This window comes from Pseudomonas sp. TE4620 (genome assembly GCF_056279045.1).
Genome location: NZ_JBWBQO010000001.1, coordinates 5279247 through 5305811 on the forward strand (window position 1 = coordinate 5279247; position 26565 = coordinate 5305811).

9 protein-coding genes are annotated in these 26565 nt (G+C 61.3%); 5 read left to right on the forward strand and 4 right to left on the reverse strand.

The features are described 5' to 3' along the window. Positions 1–443 precede the first annotated feature (443 nt). Both ACZ9A3_RS24585 and ACZ9A3_RS24590 read right to left on the reverse strand, forming a co-directional pair. A complete protein-coding gene (locus tag ACZ9A3_RS24585; protein ID WP_123564717.1) occupies positions 444–1031 on the reverse strand; it encodes a thioesterase domain-containing protein in 588 nt (195 codons plus the stop codon). Between the two features lie 77 nt (positions 1032–1108). Next, on the reverse strand, positions 1109–1801 hold the full coding sequence (locus ACZ9A3_RS24590; protein ID WP_045197932.1) for a GntR family transcriptional regulator: 693 nt from the start codon (positions 1799–1801) through the stop codon (positions 1109–1111). A gap of 311 nt (positions 1802–2112) precedes the next feature. On the opposite strand from ACZ9A3_RS24590, the gene lapG reads away from it, so the two are divergent. Then, on the forward strand, positions 2113–2805 hold the full coding sequence (gene lapG / locus ACZ9A3_RS24595; RefSeq protein WP_093377486.1) for a cysteine protease LapG: 693 nt from the start codon (positions 2113–2115) through the stop codon (positions 2803–2805). A gap of 10 nt (positions 2806–2815) precedes the next feature. Then, positions 2816–4762 carry a cyclic di-GMP receptor LapD gene (lapD, locus tag ACZ9A3_RS24600; protein WP_123564718.1) on the forward strand — a complete coding sequence of 649 codons (1947 nt, stop codon included), beginning with the start codon at positions 2816–2818 and terminating at the stop codon, positions 4760–4762. A gap of 35 nt (positions 4763–4797) precedes the next feature. Here lapD and ACZ9A3_RS24605 read toward each other — a convergent pair whose 3' ends face one another. Beyond that, the gene (locus ACZ9A3_RS24605) at positions 4798–5142 is read right to left on the reverse strand and encodes a hypothetical protein (RefSeq protein WP_045197926.1); all 345 of its coding nucleotides are present in this window, start codon (positions 5140–5142) and stop codon (positions 4798–4800) included. A gap of 158 nt (positions 5143–5300) precedes the next feature. Beyond that, a complete protein-coding gene (locus tag ACZ9A3_RS24610) occupies positions 5301–21251 on the reverse strand; it encodes a retention module-containing protein (RefSeq protein WP_476253216.1) in 15951 nt (5316 codons plus the stop codon). Between the two features lie 347 nt (positions 21252–21598). Here ACZ9A3_RS24610 and ACZ9A3_RS24615 point away from each other — a divergent pair, with 347 nt between their 5' ends. From ACZ9A3_RS24615 to ACZ9A3_RS24625, 3 genes are read left to right on the forward strand one after another with little or no spacing between them, the layout of a single operon-like run. Next, complete coding sequence (locus ACZ9A3_RS24615; protein ID WP_045201706.1) at positions 21599–22936, forward strand: TolC family outer membrane protein; 1338 nt, start codon at positions 21599–21601, stop codon at positions 22934–22936. A gap of 42 nt (positions 22937–22978) precedes the next feature. Then, complete coding sequence (locus ACZ9A3_RS24620) at positions 22979–25135, forward strand: type I secretion system permease/ATPase (protein ID WP_045201708.1); 2157 nt, start codon at positions 22979–22981, stop codon at positions 25133–25135. A 1-nt stretch (position 25136) separates the two neighbouring features. Further along, a complete protein-coding gene (locus tag ACZ9A3_RS24625) occupies positions 25137–26498 on the forward strand; it encodes an HlyD family type I secretion periplasmic adaptor subunit (protein WP_176794307.1) in 1362 nt (453 codons plus the stop codon). The last annotated feature ends 67 nt before the right edge of the window (positions 26499–26565 follow it).

Below are 26565 nucleotides of genomic sequence, written 5' to 3' on the forward strand. Positions count from 1 at the left end.
ATTAAAAAGTTAGAACAACTTTTAAGTATTCGGCAACAACTTTGTTAATTATATTTGTAGTGATTGTTTTTAAAGTGTAAGTGGGCGGAATAAAACTTTTATAGTTAGTTTTATTGGCATGTAAGTGCTCCTTCCGGCAACCAAGTGTCAGAATTGAAACTGCATGAGTGAATGCCTCACTCGGAGCACTGAAACAATAAAAGTCGGACCTGATTGACTCTTGAGGGCAGCTGATCGATATCGGTCCTTGCCCGGCGCGCGGCTCCTTCTACAGGTGTGCGATAAGCAGACGACCTGGCCCGCCTGAGGGCGATCAGCGGTCGCTGCGCGGGTAAGAGTGTGCCGAAAATGCAAGAGCCGCCATGGCTGGCTGAAACAGCAAGAGACAAATCAGCGGCGCGGGCGCGCCCTTGGAGGGCAGGGTATCCCTGCGTTTGCAGGGCTCAGAGGCTGAGCAGGCCCAGGTGGGTGTTGATGATTTGAATCAGCCGCTGGTTGAGTTGCGGCGCATCGCCCGCGGCGTCGGGCAGTTCGATCAGCTCGATCTCCCGGCCGCTGTGGTCGTGCCAGCCGAGCATGCGCGGCAGCGATCCTGACGGATACAGCGCAGTGACCGGCACGCTGAGCCCGGCGGCCGCTTCGGCCGGGTCTGCCTGCGGGCTGTCGCTGGTGGCGACAAACAGGTGGCGGGTTTGCCCCGGGTGCAGTTGCTCGGTGTGCCGGGCCAGAGCCAGGGCCAATTGCGCCCCGGCACCCTGGCCGAACAGGGCGTGGGGTTTACGCAGGTACACCTGCAAGCGCTCGATCAGCGAGTCGATCAGGGTGGGGTTGCCGTGCAAGGGCAGTGAACGGATCGGGTCGCCGTAGGCCAGCACGTTGACGGTCACCAGTTCGATATGGTCGTTGAGCGCCACCGACCAGGCACGGTACTGGCTCAGATGATCCTGGCTGCAGGCAAGGCAGATCAGGCGGATCTGCGGCGGCTGGGCAGAGCCCGATACGGTTCTGCGCTGAAGTGTAGGAGCGTGCACTGCCTTTCCTTTCGCTCAAGGGGTGCCCCGAGCGCAATAGCTGCCAATGGCCGGGATTGCCGGCGATGGCGGTGGGTTCACTCTGCCGGTGGTCTGTTCAGGTAGGCCTTGATCGCTTTTGCCCCGTTGTTCAGGTGGCGCTCGAGAATCCTGATGGCATCTTCAACCGACTTGTCGTTTGCGGCGTCCACCAGCCCGATGTGATCGTCCTGGGTCAGCTTGCCCAGGCCCATCGATGACAGGTGGAAGCGCAGGAAGCGCTCTTCTTCGTTGAGCTCGTTTTCAATCAGGCGCAGCAGCTTCTGGTTCGGTGCCTTGCTGTACAGGCTCATGTGGAACAGGCGGTTGAGGCGCCCGATCTCGGCATGCCGGGTTTCGGTTTCAAGCTGGGTGATGTAGTTGCGCGCCCGGGCAATGTCGTCGGCATCGAGCAGCGGGATCGACTGGCGTAGTGCTTCGGACTCCAGAATGACCCGCAAGGCATAGGTATCGACGGCGTCTTCGCCGATCAATGGCGCAACCACCGCGCCCTTGTGTGCCACCACCTGCAACAGCGATTGCGCTTCGAGCTGGCGCAAGGCCTCGCGGACCGGCATGCGGCTGACACCGAACAAGGTTGCCAGCTCCTGTTGGCGCAAGGCCAGCCCAGGGGGCAGGCGGCCATCGAGGATGGCACTGCGCAGCCGCTCTTCAATCACGCTACGCGCCAGGTGTGGCGGCACTTGTTCGCCACCCAGGATTTCGCTCAGGGGTCTGGTTTTTCCGGCCACGCTGTTTTTGCCTGAAGTCGAAGTGAAATAATTGGATCCAATATCCAGCAACACTAGTTAGGGGAGGGATACTTGTCAAATAGCGGCGTTCGCCAACCCTTATTTATTAAGTAAACAGCAATCAACGGCCGCGCGCTTGCTATCGTGAAGGAAGTTTTTGTTCAAGGGAAGCCGGGTTGCAGCCCTCGCCAGACAGGGGGTTGCCCGTGGTCAACGGATTGCTGGCGCAATGATTGTAAGGTGCCATTGTTTTTTCCGGGTCGAGGCCGCACCATCGGCGTTTTTCCACAGGTCTGCGCGGATTATTCGCATTGGCGATACGTTGGGCTGTTCAATTGACCCTGCGCCGGCTCGGCCTGGCCGTGGTGCTCGGCTGCCTGTTACTGGGCGGCCTGCACGCGGATTGGGACTTCTCCCAGATCAGCCGCCGTGCCCAGTCGTTGTATGGCCCGCTGGGGCCTGGCCAGGACCGCATTGATGCCTGGCAGAACCTGCTGGCGACCCAGAAGCAGGGCAGCGAGGCCGAACGCCTGAAAGTGGTCAACCAGTTCTTCAACCAGCAGCTGCGGTATGTCGAAGACATCGACCTGTGGCGCGAAGTGGACTACTGGGCAACCCCGGTACAGTCACTGATCAAGGGCGCCGGTGACTGCGAAGACTATGCTATCGCCAAGTACTTCAGCCTGCGGCGCCTCGGGGTTCCGGCAGAAAAACTGCGCATTACCTACGTCAAGGCCCTGCGCCAGAACCGCGCGCACATGGTCCTGACCTATTATTCAAGCCCGGAGGCCATGCCGTTGGTACTCGACAGCCTGATCGATGCGATCAAGCCCGCCAGCCAGCGTCCTGACCTGCTGCCGGTGTATTCCTTCAACGGTGAAGGCCTGTGGCTGACCGGTGCGGGTGGTAACAAGAAGGTCGGCGACACCAAGCGCTTGTCGCGCTGGCAGGATCTATTGAAGAAGATGCAGGCCGAAGGCTTCCCCGCCGAGCCGGCTTACTGAAGGAGCACAGATGTCACTGTTCAAACAATTGCTGCTTGCCATCTGCCTGTTCCTGGTAGTCGCCTTCAGCGGCAGCTTCATGGTCAGCCTGGAGAGCTCACGCAGCCAGTACGTCAACCAGTTGCGCTCCCATGCCCAGGACGCCGCCACGGCGCTGGCGCTGTCGCTGACGCCGAACATCGACGACCCGGCGATGGTCGAGCTGATGGTCAGCTCGATCTTCGACAGTGGTTACTATTCGAGCATCAAGGTCATCGACACGGCGTCCAACGCCCTGCTGGTCGAGCGCCACGCCGAACCCGACCCCAACGGTGTGCCGGCCTGGTTCATCCGCCTGATCGGCCTGGAGGCGGCCGGTGGCGATGCCATCGTCAGCCGCGGCTGGCAGCAGGCGGCGCGGGTCGAGGTGGTCAGCCATCCGATGTTCGCCCTGGCCAAGCTCTGGCAGAGTGCGCTGGGCAGCCTCGGCTGGCTGTTGCTGTGTGGCGCCCTGAGTGCGGTGCTTGGCGCCTTGCTGCTGCGTCGCCAGCTCAAGCCGCTGGACTACATGGTGGCGCAGTCCCACGCCATTGCCCGGCGTGAGTTCCTCAGCCTGCCGGATTTGCCGCGTACCCCTGAGCTGCGCCGGGTTGTGCAGGCCATGAACCAGATGGTCGAAAAGCTCAAGGCGCTTTTCCAGGAGCAGGCCGAGCGCAGTGAAAAGCTGCGGGTCGAGTCGTATCAGGACAGCCTCACCGGCCTTGCCAACCGCCGCTATTTCGAGATGCAGCTCAACGCCTTGGTCAGCAACCTCGAAGAGGCGCGCCCGGGCTACCTGCTGTTGCTGCGGGTCAAGGACCTGGCCGGGCTCAACCAGCGCCTGGGCGGCCAGCGAACCGACCAGTTGCTACAGGCGGTCGGCCAGCAACTGCAACGCACTTGCGCCAACTACCCGGAAACCAACAACCTGATCACCCGCAGCCGCGGCGGCGAATTTGCCGTGCTGGCGCCGGGGCTGGTGCACGAAGAGGCGATCCAGCTGGCCCAGGCCCTGGAAGTGACCCTGCAGAGCCTGGCCGACACCGGCGCCAGCGATGTCACCCCGGTTGCCTGCATCGGCATGGCGCCCTACAGCCCGGGCGACGATCCGCAGGCCTTGCTCAAGCTCGCCGACGAGGCCCTGGCCCGCGCCGAGAGCCAGCTGGAGCCGGGCTGGGTGTGCCTGGAGCAAGGCACCGCGCCGCAAGCCGCCGATACCCACCACGCCTGGCATTCCTTGCTGGATGAAGCACTGCAGCAAGGGCGTTTCCAGTTGTTTTTCCAGCCGGTAGTGGCCTGTGAAGCGCCGGAGCGCGTGTTGCATTACAAGGTCATTTCGCGGGTGCTCGATACCCAGGGCCAGGCCATTGCCGCCGGGCGCTTCCTGCCGTGGCTGGAGCGTTTTGGCTGGTCGGCGCGGCTCGATGTGCTGATGCTTGAGCAAGTGCTCAAGCACATGCACAGCCACAAGGAAGCCCTGGCGCTGAACCTGTCGGCCGCAACCCTGGCTGACCCCAAGGCATTGCAGCGGGTCTATGACCTGCTTGCCCAGAACGCCGTGCTCGGCCCGCGCCTGACCCTGGAGATCGGCGAAGAGCAACTGCCGGAACAGGCCGTGCTCGAGCAACTCACCCGGCGCCTGCGGGCCCTGGGCTTCAGCCTCAGCCTGCAGCGCTTTGGTGGGCGCTTCAGCATGATCGGCAACCTGGCGCACCTGGGCCTGGCCTACCTCAAGATCGATGGCAGTTACATTCGCGCCATCGACCACGAACGGCACAAGCGCCTGTTCATTGAAGCGATCCAGCGCGCAGCGCACAGCATCGACTTGCCGCTGATCGCCGAGCGGGTCGAGACTGAAGGTGAGCTCAAGGTATTGCGCGAGATGGGTATTCAGGGGGTTCAGGGACGCCTGGTCGGCGAGCCGGCACCCTGGCGTTGAGCAGGACGTGCAGGCCCGCAACGGGCCTGCAGCGGTCAGATCAGGCCGCCGTTTTCTTCACTGTCGTCGATCAGGTTGGTCAGCCCGCCCAGCACCTGGCGGGCATTGGAGCGGCTGAGCAGTTTGGCCTGGGCGCCGGGCGGCAGGTCGGTGATGCTGATCACGCCTTTGGTGGTCAGCACTTCGATCAAGTCCTCAAGCACCCGGATCATGTCCAGGTCACTCTGTTTGAGCTGCTTGAGGCTGTTCTCGACCACGTCGTCGGCAAACCACTCCTGGACCTCGGCATGGTCGGCCGGGAGCATCTCCGTGTATTCGGCGTAGGGTGCGGCCTCTACCCGGACCAGTTGGCCCTGTGCATCGCGTTGCACGTAGAACATGGGGTATCCCTCTGAATGTCAGTCCGTATCCGCAGTCAGCAGCATAGGCCAAGCTGGCCGGGCGTCTAGCCCCGGCGAGCGAGTATGCGCTGTGAATACGGTGCAGGCAAAGTCCGCAGCACCGCGCCAGCCCCGGGAGGGCTGGCGCAGGCCGTGGATCAGCTGTTGGAGTGGTCGATCTTGATGGTCGGGTCGGCACCGGTTACCAGCGAGTTGATCGTGGTATTGGCCCAGTTGACGCCTTCCAGCTTGATCGTCACATCGGCATTGGCCAGGCCACCTGTGGCATTGAGCTTGCCTTCGGAGCTGACCTGCAGCGTCGACTCACCGTTGACCGTGGTGATCTTCAGGTAGTTGTCGATGGTGCTGGCCTTCTCGCCCTGGAGCAGGTCGCTCAGGTCCAGACGGTCGCCTTCGGCAGCCTTGAAGTCCTTGATCACGTCCTTGCCGGTGTCGCCGGCCTTCCACACGAAGGTGTCGGCACCGCTGCCACCGATCAGGATGTCATCGCCCTTGCCGCCGATGAGGATGTCGTTGCCTTCACCGCCCAGCAGTGTGTCGTTGCCGGTACCACCGAGCAGGATGTCATTGCCCTTGCCGCCATCGAGGTAGTCGTTGCCACCCTGGCCGAAGAGAATGTCGTTGCCGTCGCCACCGATGAGGATGTCGGCGCCATCGTTGCTGCGCGACACATCGAACTCGCTGACGTGCTCGCTGATGTACTGGTGCAGCACACGGCCATCGACGTCACCCAGGGCTACGCCCAGCTTGCCGGCCACGTAGGCCTGCATGGCCTCGACACCGTTGCCGGCGATCGAGTCGAAGCTGACCAGGTCGCCGAACAGGATGTCGTGGCCGTCGCCGCCGCTGACCGTATCGTTGCCCGGCTTGGTGGCCTCGGTGTGTCCGAGGATCGCCTCGGCCAGCTTGCTCGGGTCGATGTTGGTCTGCGGCTTGCCGTCACTGTCGAACGGCTTGAGGTCGTTGACGTTGACGCCACTGTTGAGGCCGATGGCTTCAACGCTGGACAGCCCGCTGAGGATCTTGAAGCCGTCCAGCGAGTTGTTCCAGGTGTCGTTGCTGGTGCCATTGCCCCAACCGGAACGGCTGGACAGCTCGAAGGTGCCGTCGCCCTGGGCACGAATGGTGCCCGAGGTCGAGGTGTACCAGCTGCCGTAGTACTTGTACTGGGCATTGAGGTTACCGTCGGCGTCGATACTGACCCGGTTGTTGCTGTCCAGCTGGTAGCGGTTCAGCGTATCGCCAGGCTTGTAGTTGATCGCCTGGAGGAAGCTGTCCAGGGTCCAGCCGGAGTTGGCCAGCTGCGGGTTGCCTTGCTCGTTGGCCTGGTGGAAGGTCGGTTGGCCGTCGGTAATGAAGAACGTCTGGTTGCTACCGGTGTTGCCGGCATTCTTCAGGGTCTGGAACCAGTTGGCCGTGGTCTTGAAGGCGTCCTCATAGTTGGTGCCGCCGTCGGAGTACATGGCCTTGAGCGCATCTTTCAGCGCTTGCAGCGAGCCGGCATCGGACAGGTTGACCGAGACTGACTTGTTCACCTGGCTGGAGAAGTCCACCAGCAGGATGTTCACGGTACCCGACTGCGCACCCTTGACGCTGTTGGCCAGGGTGTCGAACACCGACTGCAGGGACTTTTGCGCATCGTCGACACCGGCGGCTTTCATACTGCCGGAGGTATCGACGATGAACGCCAGGTTGTAGTCCTGCCCCGGTACCACGTGCAGGCCGTTGACGTCGGCGACGACGATGTCGTTGCCGGTGCCAAGCTCGCGGCTGTCGTTCTCGGCCGTCAGGTTGCTGGTGGTGTAGGTATCCGGGTAAACGGTGACCTTGATGGTGCCCTGGGTGAAGTCGGTGCTGCCGTTGGCCTTCTCGGTTGCCCGCGAAGTGACGGTCACATCGAACTGGCCCTGGTAGTAGGCTGGCGGCTTGATGCTCAGGCCGTTGAGGTTCCAGCCGGTGACATCGACTTCGCCCTTGCCGACGGTGACAGTGTGGCCGGCGCCATCGCTGAGCACCGAGCCTGCCGGAATACCGCCGAGCTTGACGTTGAGGGTTTCCGAGCCATCGGTGTCGGTGAGGTTGGTGGCGATACCGACCAGCTTGACGGTGCCGTTCTCGGCGCCTTCATTGAGCTTGTAGCCCTGGTAGTAACCCTCGCCGTTGGCACCGTGCAGCTCGCCAACGGTAACGCCGGCGTTGGTCAGCTCGTTCACGCCCGGGTACATCGGGATGTTGGCGTTGCTCAGGTCAACCGGGGTGCTGCCGTTGACCGACAGGTTGACGTCATAGCTGCCCGGGCCGCTCTGGTTGGCGTGGTAGATGTCCAGGGTGTAGTAGCCGCTGATGGTCGGCTTGAACGAACCACTGATCGCACCGCCTGCGCCCCAGGTCGCCTGGGCCACATTCTTGCCGCCGATGGTGATCAGCAGGCTGTCATCGCCGACACCGCTGAAGCTGTAGGTCTTGCCCGCTTCGAGGTAGATCAGGCCGGAGGTCTTCGAGCCCGAACCGCCGACGACGCTGGCGTCCGACTGGGCGTTGGTGACCTGCGAGCTGCTGTTGGCCTTGCCCGAGTTGTCGAACACAGTTTTCAGCGCATCGCCGGTGATGCCGTTGCCGTTGGTGCCCAGGCCGTTGAGGCTGTTCCAGGTCTCTTTGACCAGGCCAATCGAGTTGACGTTGTTGCTGCCGATGTTCAGGTCAGGCTTGTCGGCCACCGGGGTGATATCGACCTTGATGGTGGCTTCGTTGCCCAGGCCCTGGCCGTCGGTTGGCTTGTACTTGATCTGTGCGTAGTCGGCTTCTTTGTTGCCGACGCCGGTGCCGCCGTTGGCATCGATGCCCGACTCGTTGCGATCCGGCACGAACTTCAGCTTGCCAGCGTCGATGTCGGCCTTGCTGAAGACCTTGCCAGCGTCGGCTTCAGTCAGGGTTTTCCAGACGTTGCCATCTTTGTACTGCAGCACGCCGTCGGCAGGCAGTTTGGTGATGGTCAGGCCCAGGTTGGCTGCCGGGGTGTCGGCATCGGTGATGCCGAAGTTGGCCCAGCTCAGCACCAGGTCGGTGTCTTCGGTACCCGTCACGGCGCCGCCCGCGGCAACCGGTGCCTCGTTGCTGACAATGGTGGTGGTGACACTGCCAGCGCTGCCGCTGATCGCCAGGTTCTCGAAGTTGCCGCCAGTGGCCGAGTCGATCTTCACGGTGAAGTTCTCGGCGCTCTCGGCAATGCCGTCACGGATGATCGGCACGCTGAAGGTACCGGTGTTGCTACCGGCCTTGATCACCACGGTGGCCACGCCGGTGTAGTCCGCACCATTGGTGGCGGTACCGGTATAGGTCAGCTTGATGACCACATCGGTTTGCGCCTTGTTGGTCAGGGTCAGGGTGTAGTTGGCCGAGTCACCTTCGGCCACCGAGGTGGTGCCGGTGATGCTGACGGTGGTGGTGTCGATGGTATCGGTCACCTGGGTGACAGCTGGCTGCTTGCTGATTGCCAGGTCTTCGAAGTTGCCACCGCTGGCGCCGGTAATGGTCGCGTTGACACTGCCGGCATCGATGTACACGTCATCCGCTGGCGCAGGCACGCTGGCAGTGCCGGTGGTCTTGCCGGCCTCGATGGTGATCGTCGCACCGTTGCTCAGGGTCACGGTGACCGCGGTCTGCGCCTTGTTGCTCAAGGTCGCGGTGTAGATGATGTTGCCACCTTCGGCAACCGATGGCGTGGCGCTCAGGGTCAGGTTGGTGGTGTCGATGGTGTCGGTGACGCTGGTCACGGCGGACGAGCCGTCGATCTTCAGTTCTTCGAAGTCACCACCGGTGCTGCCAGTGATTTTCGCACTGACGCTACCGGCATCGATGTACACATCATCGCCAGGGGCGGCGATGGTTACCTTGCCCTCGGTCTGGCCCTTGGCAATGGTGATGGTCTCACCGTTGCTCAGGGTCACTTTCATCTCGGTGCCCGCCGGGTTGCTCAGCTTGGCCACGTAAGTGATCGAGCCACCTTCAGCCACGGTCGGCGTCGCGGTCAGGATCAGGCTGGTGGAGTCCTTGGTGCCCGGGCCGTCGGTGACGGTGGTGCTGGTGTTGCCAGTGCTGACCAGTTTCTCGTAGTTGCCACCGGTGGTGCCGGTGATGCTGTTGGTCAGGGTCGGATTGGTGGTGTGCACGTTGTTCGGTGCAACGTAGTCCACGGTGCCGGTGCTGGAACCTACAGGGATGGTGATCTTCTGGCCGTTGGCCAGGCTGATGACCAGGTCGGAGCCGGTAACCGGCGCGCTGACTTTGGCGGTGTAGGTCACTACGCCGCCTTCGACCACGCTGTTGGTGCTGGCGGTCAGGGTCACGGTGCTGGTGTCGATGGTGTCAGTGACGTTGGTCACTGCCGGTACGTTGCTCACGGTCAGCTGTTCGAAATCGCCACCGGTGGTGCTGGTGACGGTCACGCTCAGCTTGCCGGCGTCGATGTAGACATCGTCGCTCGGGGCATCGATGGTGATCTTGCCTTCGGTCTGGCCCTTGGCGATGGTGATGACTTCACCGTTGCTCAAAGTGACCTTCATTTCGGTGCCGGCCGGGTTGGTCAGCTTGGCCACGTAGGTGATCTTGCCGCCTTCTGCCACGGTGTCGGTAGCCGTCAGCGACAGGCCGGTGTTGTCCTTGGTACCCGGGCCATCGGTGACGGTGACGGTGGTGTTGCCGGCGCTATCGAGCTTCTCGTAGTTACCGCCGGTGGTACCGGTGATGCTGTTGGTCAGGGCAGGGTTGGTGGTGTGTACGTTGTTTGGCGCAACGTAGTCCACGGTGCCGGTGCTGGAACCTACAGGGATGGTGATCTTCTGGCCGTTGGCCAGGCTGATGACCAGGTCGGAGCCGGTTACAGGCGCGCTGACTTTGGCGGTGTAGGTGACCACGCCGCCTTCGACCACGCTGTTGGTGCTGGCGGTCAGGGTCACGGTGCTGGTGTCGATGGTGTCAGTGACGTTGGTCACTGCCGGTACGTTGCTCACGGTCAGCTGTTCGAAATCGCCACCGGTGGTGCCAGTGACCGTCACGCTCAGCTTATCGGCGTCGATGTACACATCGTCGCTTGGGGCATCGATGGTGATCTTGCCTTCTGTTTGCCCCTTGGCGATGGTGATGACTTCACCGTTGCTCAGGGTGACCTTCATCTCGGTGCCGGCCGGATTGGTCAGCGTCGCGGTGTAAGTGATCGACCCGCCTTCATTGACCGTTGGAGTCGCGGTCAGCTTGAGGCTGGTGGTGTCGTCGGTGCCTGGACCGTCGGTGACGGTGGTCACCGGGTTGCCCGCAGTGTCCAGCTTCTCGTAGTTACCGCCGGTGGTGCCGGTGATGCTGTTGGTCAGGTCTGGGTTGGTGGTGTGCACGTTGTTTGGTGCAACGAAGTCCACGGTGCCGGTGCTGGAACCTACAGGGATGGTGATTTGCTGACCGTTGGCCAGGTTGATCACCAGTGCAGAGCCGGTCACCGGAGCAGTAACCGAGGCGGTATAGGTAACCACGCCGCCTTCGGTAACGCTTGGAGTCGCGGTCAAAGTGACAGTCGACGTATCGATAGTGTCAGTCACTTCGGTGACGGCTGGGGTGTTATCCACAGCCAGCTTCTCGAAGTCGCCGCCGGTGGTACCGGTCACGGTCACGCTGACTTCGCCAGCATCGACGTACACGTCGTCTTCTGGAGCTGGAACAGTGATGCTGCCTTCAGTCTGACCCGCAGCAATGGTGATCACTTCACCGTTGCTCAGGGTGACTTTCATCTCGGTGCCCGCCGGGTTGGTCAGCGTGGCGGTGTAGATGATGTCGCCGCCTTCAGCGACGGAGCCGGTGGCAGTCAGCTTCAGGCCAGTGGTGTCGTCAGTGCCTGGGCCATCAGTAACGGTAGTAACCGGATTACCAGCGGTATCCAGTTTCTCGTAGTTACCACCGGTGGTGCCGGTGATGCTGTTGGTCAGGTCCGGGTTGGTGGTGTGCACGTTGTTTGGTGCAACGAAGTCCACGGTGCCGCTGCTTTGGCCGACCGGGATGGTGATTTGCTGACCGTTGGCCAGAGTGATCACCAGGTTCGAACCAGTTACTGGCGCAGTAACCGAAGCGGTGTAGGTAACCACGCCGCCTTCGGTGACGCTTGGAGTCGCGGTCAGGGTGACGGTGCTGGTGTCGATGGTATCGGTGACTTCAGTTACAGCGGCAGCCGGATCGACTTCGACTTTCTCGAAATCGCCGCCAGTAGTGCCAGTGATGGTCACACTAACTTCACCGGCATCGACGTACACGTCATCCGCCGGCGCAGGCAGGGTAATGCTGCCCTCGGTCTGGCCCTTGGCGATGGTGATGACTTCACCATTGCTCAGGGTCACCTTCATTTCGGTGCCCGCTGGGTTAGTCAGCGTAGCGGTGTAGACGATGTCGCCGCCTTCAGCGACGGAGCCGGTGGCGGTCAGCTTGAGACCGGTAGTGTCATCAGTACCTGGACCATCAGTAACGGTGGTCACCGGATTACCTGCGGTATCCAGTTTCTCGTAGTTACCACCAGTGGTACCGGTGATGCTGTTAGTCAGGTCCGGGTTGGTGGTGTGCACGTTGTTCGGTGCAACGAAGTCCACGGTGCCGCTGCTCTGGCCGACTGGAATGGTGATTTGCTGACCGTTGGCCAGGTTGATCACCAGCGCGGAGCCAGTCACTGGCGCAGTAACCGAAGCGGTGTAGGTGACCACGCCACCTTCGGTGACGCTTGGCGTCGCAGTCAGGGTGACAGTCGAAGTATCGATGGTGTCAGTCACTTCGGTGACAGCAGGGGTGTTATCCACAGCCAGTTTCTCGAAGTCGCCGCCGGTAGTACCAGTGACAGTGACGCTGACTTCGCCCGCATCGACGTACACGTCGTCTTCCGGCGCCGGCAGGGTGATGCTGCCTTCGGTCTGGCCTTTGGCGATGGTGATGACTTCACCATTGCTCAGGGTGACCTTCATTTCGGTGCCAGCCGGATTGGTCAGGGTGGCGGTGTAAACAATCGAACCACCCTCTTCAACCGAGCCAGTCGCGGTGAGTTTCAGACCAGTAGTGTCATCGGTGCCTGGACCGTCGGTGACGGTGGTCACTGGGTTGCCCGCAGTGTCCAGCTTCTCGTAATTACCACCGGTGGTGCTGGTGATGCTGTTGGTCAGGTCCGGATTGGTGGTGTGCACGTTGTTTGGTGCAACGAAGTCCACGGTGCCGGAGCTTTGGCCGACCGGGATAGTGATCTGTTGGCCGTTGGCCAGGTTGATCACCAACGCAGAGCCGGTCACTGGCGCAGTGACCGAAGCGGTATAGGTGACGACACCGCCTTCAGTGACGCTTGGGGTAGCGGTCAGGGTGACGGTCGAAGTGTCGATGGTGTCGGTGACTTCGGTCACGGCAGCAGCCGGGTCGACTTCGACTTTCTCGAAATCGCCGCCAATGGTGCCAGTGATGGTCACGCTAACTTCACCGGCATCGACGTACACGTCATCCGCCGGCGCAGGCAGGGTAATGCTGCCTTCGGTCTGGCCCTTGGCGATGGTGATCACTTCACCATTGCTCAGGGTGACTTTCATCTCGGTGCCCGCCGGGTTGGTCAGCGTGGCGGTGTAAACAATCGAACCGCCTTCTTCAACCGAGCCAGTCGCGGTGAGTTTCAGACCGGTAGTGTCATCGGTGCCTGGGCCGTCGGTGACGGTGGTGACCGGGTTGCCCGCCGTGTCCAGCTTCTCGTAGTTACCACCGGTGGTGCCGGTGATGCTGTTGGTCAGATCCGGGTTGGTGGTGTGCACGTTGTTCGGTGCAACGAAGTCCACGGTGCCGCTGCTCTGGCCGACTGGAATGGTGATTTGCTGACCGTTGGCCAGGTTGATCACCAGCGCGGAGCCAGTCACTGGCGCAGTAACCGAAGCGGTGTAGGTGACAACGCCGCCTTCAGTCACGCTCGGAGTCGCAGTCAGGGTGACGGTCGACGTATCGATAGTGTCGGTGACTTCGGTGACAGCAGGGGTGTTATCCACAGCCAGCTTCTCGAAGTCGCCACCGGTGGTACCGGTCACGGTCACGCTGACTTCGCCAGCATCGACGTACACGTCGTCTTCTGGAGCTGGAACAGTGATGCTGCCTTCAGTCTGACCCGCAGCAATGGTGATGACTTCACCATTGCTCAGGGTGACTTTCATCTCGGTGCCGGCTGGGTTGGTCAGGGTGGCGGTGTAAACAATCGAACCACCTTCTTCAACCGAGCTAGTCGCAGTCAGCTTGAGACCGGTAGTGTCATCGGTACCTGGACCATCAGTAACGGTGGTCACCGGGTTGCCCGCAGTGTCCAGTTTCTCGTAGTTACCTCCGGTGGTACCGGTGATGCTGTTAGTCAGGTCCGGGTTGGTAGTGTGCACGTTGTTCGGTGCAACGAAGTCCACGGTGCCCGAGCTGGAACCCACAGGGATGGTGATCTGTTGGCCGTTGGCCAGGTTGATGACCAACGCAGAACCGGTCACTGGAGCAGTAACCGAGGCGGTATAGGTAACCACGCCGCCTTCGGTAACGCTTGGCGTCGCAGTCAGGGTGACAGTCGACGTATCGATGGTGTCAGTCACTTCGGTTACGGCCGGGGTGTTATCCACAGCCAGTTTCTCGAAGTCGCCGCCGGTAGTACCAGTGACAGTGACGCTGACTTCGCCCGCATCGACGTACACGTCGTCTTCCGGCGCCGGCAGGGTGATGCTGCCTTCGGTCTGGCCTTTGGCGATGGTGATGACTTCACCATTGCTCAGGGTGACCTTCATTTCGGTGCCAGCCGGATTGGTCAGGGTGGCGGTGTAAACAATCGAACCACCCTCTTCAACCGAGCCAGTCGCGGTGAGTTTCAGACCAGTAGTGTCATCGGTGCCTGGACCGTCGGTGACGGTGGTCACTGGGTTGCCCGCAGTGTCCAGCTTCTCGTAATTACCACCGGTGGTGCTGGTGATGCTGTTGGTCAGGTCCGGATTGGTGGTGTGCACGTTGTTTGGTGCAACGAAGTCCACGGTGCCGGAGCTTTGGCCGACCGGGATAGTGATCTGTTGGCCGTTGGCCAGGTTGATGACCAACGCAGAGCCGGTCACTGGCGCAGTGACCGAAGCGGTATAGGTGACGACACCGCCTTCAGTGACGCTTGGGGTAGCGGTCAGGGTGACGGTCGAAGTGTCGATGGTGTCGGTGACTTCGGTCACGGCAGCAGCCGGGTCGACTTCGACTTTCTCGAAATCGCCGCCAATGGTGCCAGTGATGGTCACGCTAACTTCACCGGCATCGACGTACACGTCATCCGCCGGCGCAGGCAGGGTAATGCTGCCTTCGGTCTGGCCCTTGGCGATGGTGATGACTTCACCATTGCTCAGGGTGACTTTCATCTCGGTGCCGGCTGGGTTGGTCAGGGTGGCGGTGTAAACAATCGAACCACCTTCTTCAACCGAGCTAGTCGCAGTCAGCTTGAGACCGGTAGTGTCATCGGTACCTGGACCATCAGTAACGGTGGTCACCGGGTTGCCCGCAGTGTCCAGTTTCTCGTAGTTACCTCCGGTGGTACCGGTGATGCTGTTAGTCAGGTCCGGGTTGGTGGTGTGCACGTTGTTCGGTGCAACGAAGTCCACGGTGCCCGAGCTGGAACCCACAGGGATGGTGATCTGTTGGCCGTTGGCCAGGTTGATGACCAACGCAGAACCGGTCACTGGAGCAGTAACCGAGGCGGTATAGGTAACCACGCCGCCTTCGGTAACGCTTGGAGTAGCGGTCAGAGTGACGGTGCTGGTGTCGATGGTGTCAGTCACTTCGGTGACGGCTGGAGTGTTATCCACAGCCAGTTTCTCGAAGTCACCACCGGTAGTGCCAGTCACAGTAACGCTGACTTCACCGGCATCGACGTACACGTCATCAGCCGGCGCCGGCAGGGTGATGCTGCCTTCGGTCTGGCCCTTGGCGATGGTGATGACTTCACCATTGCTCAGGGTGACTTTCATCTCGGTGCCAGCTGGATTGGTCAGCGTAGCGGTGTAGATGATGTCGCCGCCTTCAGCGACGGAGCCGGTGGCGGTCAGCTTCAGGCCGGTAGTGTCATCGGTGCCAGGTCCGTCGGTAACGGTGGTCACCGGGTTGCCGGCTGTATCCAGCTTCTCGTAGTTACCACCGGTGGTACCGGTGATGCTGTTGGTCAGATCCGGGTTGGTGGTGTGCACGTTGTTCGGTGCAACGAAGTCCACGGTACCCGAGCTGGAGCCGACCGGGATGGTGATCTGTTGGCCGTTGGCCAGGTTGATGACCAGCGCAGAACCGGTCACTGGCGCAGTAACGGAAGCAGTGTAGGTGACAACGCCGCCTTCGGTCACGCTCGGAGTCGCGGTCAGAGTGACGGTCGAAGTATCGATGGTGTCGGTGACTTCGGTCACGGCTGGAGTGTTATCCACAGCCAGCTTCTCGAAGTCGCCACCGGTGGTACCGGTCACAGTGACACTGACTTCACCGGCGTCGATGTACACGTCATCCGCCGGCGCCGGCAGGGTGATGCTGCCTTCGGTCTGGCCTTTGGCGATGGTGATGACTTCACCATTGCTCAGGGTCACCTTCATCTCGGTGCCGGCTGGGTTGGTCAGTGTGGCGGTGTAAACAATCGAACCACCTTCTTCAACCGAGCTAGTCGCAGTCAGCTTGAGACCGGTAGTGTCATCGGTACCTGGACCATCAGTAACGGTGGTCACCGGGTTGCCCGCAGTGTCCAGTTTCTCGTAGTTACCTCCGGTGGTACCGGTGATGCTGTTAGTCAGGTCCGGGTTGGTAGTGTGCACGTTGTTCGGTGCAACGAAGTCCACGGTGCCCGAGCTGGAACCCACAGGGATAGTGATCTGTTGGCCGTTGGCCAGGTTGATCACCAACGCAGAGCCGGTCACTGGCGCAGTGACCGAAGCGGTATAGGTGACGACACCGCCTTCGGTGACGCTTGGGGTAGCGGTCAGAGTGACAGTCGAAGTATCGATGGTGTCAGTCACTTCGGTGACGGCTGGAGTGTTATCCACAGCCAGCTTCTCGAAGTCACCACCGGTAGTGCCAGTCACAGTAACGCTGACTTCACCGGCATCGACGTACACGTCATCAGCCGGCGCCGGCAGGGTGATGCTGCCTTCGGTCTGGCCCTTGGCGATGGTGATGACTTCACCATTGCTCAGGGTGACCTTCATTTCGGTGCCCGCCGGGTTGGTCAGCGTGGCGGTGTAAACAATCGAACCACCTTCTTCAACCGAACCAGTCGCAGTCAGCTTGAGACCGGTAGTGTCATCGGTACCTGGACCATCAGTAACGGTGGTCACCGGGTTGCCCGCCGTGTCCAGCTTCTCGTAGTTACCACCGGTGGTGCCGGTGATGCTGTTGGTCAGATCCGGGTTGGTGGTGTGCACGTTGTTCGGTGCAACGAAGTCCACGGTGCCGCTGCTCTGGCCGACTGGAATGGTGATTTGCTGACCGTTGGCCAGGTTGATCACCAGCGCGGAGCCAGTCACTGGCGCAGTAACCGAAGCGGTGTAGGTGACAACGCCGCCTTCAGTCACGCTCGGAGTCGCAGTCAGGGTGACGGTCGACGTATCGATAGTGTCGGTGACTTCGGTGACAGCAGGGGTGTTATCCACAGCCAGCTTCTCGAAGTCGCCACCGGTGGTACCGGTCACGGTCACGCTGACTTCGCCAGCATCGACGTACACGTCGTCTTCTGGAGCTGGAACAGTGATGCTGCCTTCAGTCTGACCCGCAGCAATGGTGATGACTTCACCATTGCTCAGGGTGACTTTCATCTCGGTGCCGGCTGGGTTGGTCAGGGTGGCGGTGTAAACAATCGAACCACCTTCTTCAACCGAACCCGTCGCGGTCAGCTTGAGACCGGTGGTGTCATCAGTACCTGGACCATCAGTAACGGTGGTCACCGGATTACCTGCAGTGTCCAGCTTCTCGTAGTTACCGCCCGAAGTGCCGGTGATGCTGTTGGTCAGATCCGGGTTGGTGGTGTGCACGTTGTTTGGTGCAACGAAGTCCACGGTGCCGGAGCTTTGGCCGACTGGGATGGTGATCTGTTGGCCGTTGGCCAGGTTGATCACCAACGCAGAGCCGGTCACTGGCGCAGTGACCGAAGCGGTATAGGTGACAACGCCGCCTTCGGTCACGCTCGGAGTCGCGGTCAGAGTGACGGTCGAAGTATCGATGGTGTCGGTGACTTCGGTCACGGCTGGAGTGTTATCCACAGCCAGCTTCTCGAAGTCGCCACCGGTAGTGCCAGTCACAGTAACGCTGACTTCACCGGCATCGACGTACACGTCATCAGCCGGCGCCGGAAGGGTGATGCTGCCTTCGGTCTGGCCCTTGGCGATGGTGATGACTTCACCATTGCTCAGGGTGACCTTCATTTCGGTGCCCGCCGGGTTGGTCAGCGTGGCGGTGTAAACAATCGAACCACCTTCTTCAACCGAGCCAGTCGCGGTGAGTTTCAGACCGGTAGTGTCATCGGTGCCTGGGCCATCAGTAACGGTAGTTACCGGATTACCAGCGGTATCCAGCTTCTCGTAGTTACCGCCGGTGGTGCCGGTGATGCTGTTGGTCAGATCCGGGTTGGTGGTGTGCACGTTGTTCGGTGCAACGAAGTCCACGGTGCCCGAGCTTTGGCCGACCGGGATGGTGATTTGCTGACCGTTGGCCAGAGTGATCACCAGGTTCGAACCAGTTACTGGCGCAGTAACCGAAGCGGTGTAGGTGACGACACCGCCTTCGGTGACGCTTGGAGTCGCGGTCAGGGTGACGGTGCTGGTGTCGATGGTGTCGGTGACTTCGGTCACGGCAGCAGCCGGGTCGACTTCGACTTTCTCGAAATCGCCGCCAGTGGTGCCAGTGATGGTCACGCTGACTTCGCCAGCATCGACGTACACGTCGTCTTCAGGAGCCGGAACAGTGATGCTGCCTTCGGTCTGGCCCTTGGCGATGGTGATGACTTCACCGTTGCTCAGAGTGACCTTCATTTCGGTGCCAGCCGGGTTGGTCAGCGTGGCGGTGTAGACGATCTCGCCGCCTTCAGCGACGGAGCCGGTGGCGGTCAGCTTCAGGCCGGTAGTGTCGTCAGTACCTGGACCGTCGGTAACGGTGGTCACTGGGTTGCCCGCAGTGTCCAGCTTCTCGTAGTTACCGCCGGTGGTGCCGGTGATGCTGTTGGTCAGGTCCGGGTTGGTGGTGTGCACGTTGTTCGGCGCAACAAACTCAACCGAACCAGTGCTCTGACCAACAGGAATAGTGATCTGCTGACCATTGGCCAAAGTAATAACCAGCGCAGAGCCAGTCACTGGCGCAGTAACCGAAGCGGTGTAGGTGACGACACCGCCTTCAGTGACGCTTGGGGTAGCGGTCAGGGTGACGGTCGAAGTGTCGATGGTGTCGGTGACTTCGGTCACGGCAGCAGCCGGGTCGACTTCGACTTTCTCGAAATCGCCGCCAATGGTGCCAGTGATGGTCACGCTAACTTCACCGGCATCGACGTACACGTCATCCGCCGGCGCCGGCAGGGTAATGCTGCCTTCGGTCTGGCCTTTGGCAATGGTGATGACTTCACCGTTGCTCAGGGTGACTTTCATTTCGGTGCCAGCCGGGTTGGTCAGCGTGGCGGTGTAGACGATCTCGCCGCCTTCAGCGACGGAGCCGGTGGCGGTCAGCTTCAGGCCGGTAGTGTCGTCAGTACCTGGACCGTCGGTAACGGTGGTCACTGGGTTGCCCGCAGTGTCCAGCTTCTCGTAGTTACCGCCGGTGGTGCCGGTGATGCTGTTGGTCAGGTCCGGGTTGGTGGTGTGCACGTTGTTCGGCGCAACAAACTCAACCGAACCAGTGCTCTGACCAACAGGAATAGTGATCTGCTGACCATTGGCCAAAGTAATAACCAGCGCAGAACCGGTAACCGGCGCAGTCACCGAAGCGGTGTAAGTAACTACGCCGCCTTCAGCAACACTGCTGTTCGCTGTCAAAGTGACAGTCGAAGTATCAATGGTGTCAGTAACTTGCGTTACAGCCGGAGTGCCATCTACAGCAACTTTTTCGAAGTCGCCGCCAGTGGTGCCGGTAACAGTGACGCTGACTTCACCGGCGTCGATGTAGACATCATCGGCAGGCGCAGCAACGGTAATGCTGCCTTCAGTCTGCCCCGCAGCAATGGTGATCACTTCACCATTGCTCAGGGTCACCTTCATTTCGGTGCCAGCCGGGTTGGTCAGCGTGGCGGTATAAACAATCGAACCACCTTCAGCAACCGAGCCGGTAGCGGTCAGCTTAAGACCGGTAGTGTCGTCAGTACCTGGACCATCAGTAACGGTAGTCACCGGATTACCGGCAGTGTCCAGCTTCTCGTAGTTGCCGCCGGTGGTGCCAGTGATGCTGTTGGTCAGGTCCGGATTGGTAGTGTGCACGTTGTTCGGCGCAACAAACTCAACCGAGCCAGTGCTCTGACCAACAGGAATAGTGATCTGCTGACCATTGGCCAGAGTAATAACCAGCGCAGAGCCAGTCACCGGCGCAGTAACCGAAGCGGTGTAAGTGACCACGCCGCCTTCAGCAACACTGCTGTTCGCGGTCAGGGTGACAGTCGAAGTATCGATGGTGTCGGTAACTTCGGTGACCGCCGGCTGGTTGCTGACCACCAGGTTTTCGAAGTTGCCGCCATCGACCTTGTCGATGCTGACGCTGACGTTGCCGGCATCGACATACACGTCATCGCTCGGCGCCGGCACGGTGACGCTGCCTTCGGTCTGGCCGGCGGCGATGGTGATCACCGCGCCGTTGCTCAGGGTCACGGTCACCGGGGTGCCGGCCGGGTTGGTCAGGGTCGCGGTGTAGATGATCGAGCCGCCTTCGGCGACGCTGCCGGTGGCGTTCAGGCTCAGGCCGGTGTCATCGATCGAGTCGGTGATGGTGGTGACCGCCGGGTTCGGGTTCGGTACCAGGTTCTCGAAGTTGCCACCAGTGGCGCCAGTGATGGTGGTGCTGACGCTGCTGCCGTTGTTGTAGACGTCGTTCGGCGGCGTCTGCACATCAACGGTGCCGGTGGTCTGGCCGGCGCCGATGGTGATGGTGCTGCCGTTGGACAGGGTGACGGTCACCGGCGTCTGCGCCGGGTTGGTCAGGGTGGCGGTGTAGGTGATCACGCCGCCTTCGGTGACACTCGGGTTGGCCGTCAGGCTGACCGTGGTGGTGTCGATGGTGTCGGTGATCTGGGTCACTGCCGGGGTGGTGTCCGGGGTGATGATCAGGCCCGCGCCGCCGGTGGTGCCGGTGATGGTCGCGGAGATCTCACTGCCGTCCAGGTACACGGTGTCGTTCGGCGGGATGGTCACGCTGACGCTGCCGCTGGTCTGCCCGGCGCTGATGACGATGACCTGGCCGTTGGACAGGGTCACGGTCAGGTCGGTCAGCGGTGGCTGGCCCAGGGTGGCGGTGTAGATGATTACGCCACCCGCCTCGGTGATCGACGGCGTGGCACTCAGGCTCAGGCCGGATTCGCGTGTAGGCGTGGTGGTGTTGGGGTTGTTGGCATCGTCCAGGCCGCCCAGTTCCTGGGTCGCAGCGCCGGTGACAAAGCCGATCGGGCCGGTTGGGAAGCCAATGGTCGGGTCGACCGAGCCTGCCGTGGCGTCGAGCATGACGAAGCTATGGCCACCACCGGCCGCGCCGCCGCTACCGGCGGCCGACGGGCCTGCTGCGGTGGCTTCGAGTTCGGTGGTCGGGTCAGCGCCGGCGGCGATGGCCTGCTGCAGCTCTTCGACCGAAGGCGCAGCCTGGGCGGTTGCTGCCGCCAGGTCAGTGCTGCTGTCCGGGGCCTCGGCACTCCACTGGGTGTCACGGCCCAGATCCAGGGTGCGGCCGTCGGCCAGTTCCAGGGTGACGGCGCCGGCCAGGCCAGTGAGCACCTGCTCGCCAGCGAACAGGCGGTCACCTTCGATGAGTACACGTTGAATCCCTTCTGGGGATACGGCGATTACTTGGCCAACAATGCTTTTGACGATGGCAACAACACTGCTCATTGGACTCTCCGGGCTACCCGTTCAATTTGGCTTCCATGCCAGCCGGCGCTGAATTGCCGCTTTCTGATGGAATGTTTCAATAGTATGTTTGGTGCTTTTGACGTCAATATATTGTCGATAACTGTTGGCTATTAAGTTTATGCCAAAGTATTGACCTTCCTGCTGCCATCCTAAACAATCAGCACCGTAATGTCACATTGATATTTGAGCGGCTGCCACTCTTCCTCCGTACGAACCAAGTACCCCTTCGGAAGTTTCCGACATAAGGTCATTCCGGTTGCCATTTTCTAATGCAGCAACGATTTCTGCTGTGATTTGGGACAAGACGTCCCTGGGAAAAAAGTTAAATGCGCGCGTCACTGTTCACTGCTCTTCCTTTCGTCCTCGCCACCAGTTTCGTTCAAGCACAGAGCCTGCCAGAGGCCATGCAGAAAGCCCTCGAGGTACACCCGGAAATCCAGGCCGGGGTCAACAGCCGAATCGCTGCCGATTACCAACTGCGCGCCGCCAAGGGTGGTTACCTGCCACGTGTCGATGTGCTCGCCGGTTATGGCCGTGAAGGTACCGACAGCCCGAGCACCGGCAACCGCTGGGAAACCCTCAACCGTGGTGAGTCGAGCGTGCGCCTGCGGCAGATGGTCTTCGACGGTTTTGCCACCTCGAGTGAAGTTGGCCGTCAGCAAGCCACCGTCAACTCCCGCGCCTACTCGCTGCTGGGCGCCTCCGAGCGCACCGCGTTGACCGTTGCCCAGGTTTACCTGGACGTCCTGACCCGTCGCGAGATGGTCCGCCTGGCAGAAGACAACCTGCGCAGCCACGAACGCATCTATGACCAGATCAAGCTGCGCACTGCCCGTGGTGTCGGCCGCCTGGCCGACCTTGACCAGGCCGAAGCGCGCCTGGCCCAGGCCCGCAACAACCTGATCACCGAGCAGACCAACCTGGCCGATGCCAAGACCAACTACCTGAGCGTGGTCGGTCAGTTGCCGGACGAGTTAAGCAGCCCTGCGCCGTTTGTCGACCTGTTGCCGGCCAACCTCGACGAAGCCCGTCAGCAGATGGTCGAGAGCAGCCCGATCCTGCGTTCGGCAGAGTCCGATATCGCCGCGGCGGAGAAGCAATACGAGGCTGCAAAGTCTACTTTCTATCCGCGTTTTGATGCAGAACTCGGACGGACGGCCGATAACGATCTGGATGGCATGAACGGCCACAACAACGAATGGCAGGCTATGCTGCGTATGAGTTTCAACTTGTATGCCGGCGGCAGCAACAAGGCCGACCTGGAATCGAAGTCGTACCTGACCAACCAGGCGCTGGACATTCGCAACAATGCCTTGCGCCAGCTCAATGAGGAGCTCGGCCTGGCATGGAACGCTATGGACAACGCCAATGCGCAGGTGCCGATCGCCCAGCAATACGTCGATCACAGCAACAGTGTGCGCAGCGCCTACCAGAAGCAGTTCAGCCTGGGCGAACGTACCTTGCTAGACTTGCTCGACAGCGAGAATGAACTCTTCACTGCCCAGCGCCGTCTGGCTGAAGTGAAGAACAGTCAAGTGTTTACTCAGTACCGAATCAAAGCGACCATTGGTCAACTGCTCAAGAGCCAGGGTGTTGTCGCACCGATGGCCTCCGTGGTGCAGAACGACCTTAAACCGAAAGTGAACCTGCCAGGCATGAACTGAGGTTCACTGTTATAGCCAACCGCAACCGTTAAGAGAGCCCGCGTGGAATCAGAAGTCAGTCGAGTCCAGCTCAGCCATGATCCACGCAGTCAGCACGACGATCCGTTGCTGGACAGCCTGCTGTCTCTCTGCGTGCTGCACCAGAAGCCCGCCAGCCGGGCCATGCTGACCACCGGCCTGCCGTTGCCGGCCCAGCGCCTGAGCCCGGAGCTGCTGCCGCGTGCGGCGGCCCGTGCCGGCCTGCAGGGGCGCTTGCTGCAACGCAAGCTGGAGCAGATCCCGAGCATCGCCATGCCGGCGATGCTCCTGCTCAAGGACGGTCGCAGCACGGTGTTGCTCGGTTGGGAGAATGAGGACACCGCGCGCCTGTTGCTCAGCGAGAGCGACGGCGGCGAGGTGCACGTCAGCCGCGAAGCGTTGCTGAGCGACTACAGTGGCCGGGTGTTCTTCGCCCAGCCGCAGCACAAGTTCGACGTCAACCACGGCAACCTGATTCCGCGTGCGCGTTCGTGGTTCCGTGACACCCTCAAGCGCAGCCGCTGGCTGTACATCGACGCCATCGCCGCAAGCCTGGTGATCAACCTGATCGCCCTGGCCGCGCCGCTGTTCGTGATGAACGTCTACGACCGCGTGGTGCCCAACCAGGCCACCTCGACCCTGTGGGTCCTGGCCCTGGGGATTTCCGGTGCCTACATCTTCGATCTGATTCTCAAGGGCCTGCGCAGTTTGTGCCTGGACCTGGCCGGGAAGAAGACCGACCTGATCATCTCGGCGACGCTGTTCGAACGCATCGTCGGCATGGCCATGAAGTACCGGCCGGCACGGGTCGGCAGCTTTGCCCAGAACATTCATGAATTCCAGGGCCTGCGCGATTTTCTTGCCTCGCTGACCCTGACCAGCCTCATCGACCTGCCGTTCACCCTGTTGATCCTGCTGGTGATCGCCATCATTGGCGGGCACCTGGTGTGGATTCCGATCATCGCCTTCCCGCTGGCCCTGGGTATCGGCTACGCCCTGCAAAAGCCGCTGGTGGCGACCCTGGAGCGGACCATGGCCCTGGCCTCCGAGCGCCAGTCGAGCCTGATCGAAACCCTCGCCGGGCTCGATGCGGTCAAGGTCAACAACGCCGAAAGCGAACGCCAGTACATGTGGGAGCAGACCATCGGCACCCTCAGCCGCCTCGAGCTGCGGGTCAAGGTGCTCTCGGGCCTGGCGATGAACATTACCCTGCTGATCCAGCAACTGGCCGGCGTGGCGCTGATTTGTGCTGGCGTCTACCAGATCATGGCCGGCAATCTGAGCATGGGCGGCCTGATCGCTTGCTACATGCTCAGTGGCCGGGCCCTCGGCCCGCTGGGCCAGCTTTCCGGTTTGCTGACCCGTTACCAGCAAGCCAAGGTGACCATGGTCTCCACCGACCAGATGATGGAGCTGCCGCAAGAGCGCAACTTCGAAGAGCGCCCGCTGAGCCGTCAGGTACTGCAGGGCGCCATCGAGTTTCGCGGCGTCGATTTCACTTATCCCAACCAGCAGAACCTGGCGCTCAAGGGCGTCAATGTGTCGATCCGCCCCGGCGAGAAAATCGGCATCATCGGTCGCAGCGGCTCGGGCAAGAGCTCGCTGGCCAAACTCATCGTCGGCCTCTATGAAGCCGATGCCGGCTCGTTGCTGGTCGATGGCGTCGACATCCGCCAGATCGACGTCAGCGAGTTGCGCCACAACATCGGCTACGTGCCCCAGGACATCCAACTGCTGGCCGGTACCCTGCGCGACAACCTGGTCAGCGGTGCGCGCTATGTCGAGGACGAAATGGTCCTGCAGGCGGCCGAGCTGTCCGGGGTTCACGAATTCGCCCGGCTGCACCCGCAAGGTTACGAGCTGCAGGTCGGCGAGCGTGGCCAGAATCTTTCCGGTGGCCAGCGGCAGAACGTTGCCCTGGGCCGCGCCTTGTTGCTCAACCCGCAGATCCTGCTGCTCGACGAACCGACCAGCGCCATGGACAACACCGGTGAAGAACGCCTCAAGCAACGCCTGCAAGCGGTTATCGAGAACAAGACCGTGGTCCTGGTGACGCACCGGGCTTCGCTGTTGTCACTGGTCGACCGCCTGATAGTTGTCGATCGCGGGCAGATAGTCGCGGATGGCCCGAAAGCCGCCGTCATGGATGCGCTGAAGAAGGGGCAGATCAGTGTTGCTTAAGATGGATATGGGCCAGATCAAGGACAGCCTGCGCAGGTATTTCAAAGGTTCCGAATCGCTCAGCGGCCAGCCGCTGCCCGAGGTCAACAAGGCGCTGATCGAAGATGCGCCGCGCATCGTGCGCCTGACCATCTGGGGGGTAATCGGATTCTTCCTGTTCCTCGGGCTCTGGGCCAACTTCGCCATTATCGACGAAGTTACCCGTGGCGAAGGCAAGGCGATTCCGTCGTCGAAACTGCAGAAGATCCAGAACCTGGAAGGCGGCATCGTCGCGCAGATCTACGCCAAAGAAGGCGAGATCGTCGAAGTCGGCGACCCCTTGCTGCGCCTGGACGACACCCGTTTTGTCTCCAATGTCGGCGAGACTGAGGCTGATCGCCTGGCCATGGCCCTGCGCGTCGAGCGCCTGAGCGCCGAGGTTGAAGACCGGCCGCTGAAGATCGACGAAGAAATCCGCAAGGCTGCGCCAAGCCAGGCCGCCAACGAAGAATCCCTGTACCAGAGCCGTCGCCAGCAACTGCAAGACGAAATCGGCGGCCTGCAGGAGCAACTGGTACAGCGCCAGCAAGAGCTGCGCGAGTTCAGTTCCAAGCAGGGCCAGTACCGCAACAGCCTGCAGCTGCTGCGCCAGGAGATCAGCATGTCCGAGCCGCTGGTGGCCCAGGGCGCAATCTCCCAGGTTGAAGTGCTGCGCCTCAAGCGTGCCGAGGTTGAAAACCGCGGCCAGCTGGATGCCACCTCGCTGGCGATCCCGCGGGCCGAATCGGCGATCAAGGAAGTCGAGCGCAAGATCGACGAGACCCGCGGCAAGTTCCGCAGCGAAGCCCTGACCCAGCTTAACGAGGCGCGCACCGACCTGAGCAAGGCCCAGGCCACCGGCAAGGCCCTGGACGACCGGGTCAACCGGACCCTGGTGACCTCGCCGGTGCGCGGTATCGTCAAGCAGCTGCTGGTCAACACCGTTGGCGGTGTAATCCAGCCGGGCAGCGACCTGGTCGAAATCGTCCCGCTGGACGACACCCTGCTGGTCGAAGCGCGCATCCGCCCGCAAGACATCGCCTTCCTGCACCCGGGGCAGGAGGCGATGGTCAAGTTCACCGCCTATGACTTCACCATCTACGGCGGCCTCAAGGCCAAGCTCGAACAGATCGGCGCCGACACCATCACCGACGAAGACAAGAACACCTTCTACGTGATCAAGCTGCGCACCGAGCGCAGCCACCTGGGCACCGACGAGAAGCCGCTGTTGATCATCCCGGGGATGGTCGCTTCGGTGGACATCATCACCGGCAAGAAGAGCGTGCTGAGCTACCTGCTCAAGCCGATCATCCGCGCCCGGGCCGAAGCGCTGCGCGAGCGTTGACAGCATCGCGGGGCAAGCCCGCTCCTACAGGGGTGTGTAGGGGCGGGCTTGCCCCGCGAAGAGGCCC